A 589-nucleotide genomic window follows, 5' to 3' on the forward strand; every position below is an offset into this window, starting at 1 on the left:
ATCAGGTGCTCCGCCAGGTCGGTGGCGGACGCCCCGGGCACGCCGACCGCCATGAGGGCATGCCCGATACGGGTGAGCGCCTCCTCCGCCGGGGTGTCGACCCCGCCCCAGGCAGGAAGCAGGAGCAGCAGCCGGTGGTCGGGGTCCAGCACGCCGCGCGGGCAGCAGTCGCCGGAGGGCACCGCGTCGGCGGCCTCGAGGGTCTCCCGCCAGGTGAGGCCGCCGCCGTGGAAGTCGTGCGGGTCCATCACCGCCTGCGTGTGCAGGGTGTCGGCGTCCGGGGTCTCGAGCAGGAACGCCACGCTGCCGTAGTCGTCGGGGAGGTTGTACGGGACGACGTGGTACACCCGGCCGTCGGACAGCGGCACGCGGAAGGCGGGCCAGACCTCCGTCGCCCCGACCGCCTCGAGCGCGGCGTCCAGGTCGGCGAGGTCCGCGCCGAAGAGCTCGGGGTCGAGGCCCTCCACGACGAGGGACCAGCCGAGGTAGGCGGGCCAGAACCCGGGTGTGCCGAGCAGGTGCTCCGCGGGGTCCACGCGGTGACCGTGCGGCCGGTACCGGGCGGGCGGGCCGTGGGCGGACGTCGGGG

At 75.7% G+C, this 589-nt stretch carries 1 protein-coding gene; it reads right to left on the reverse strand.

Annotation, left to right across the window (positions count from 1 at the left end; genetic code table 11):
- Positions 1–536: hypothetical protein (locus ACOV8S_RS27055; protein WP_448321002.1), on the reverse strand; the 536-nt coding region annotated here is incomplete at its 3' end.
- Positions 537–589 lie beyond the last annotated feature (53 nt).

The sequence above is a fragment of the Streptomyces sp. CO7 genome, from assembly GCF_053474865.1.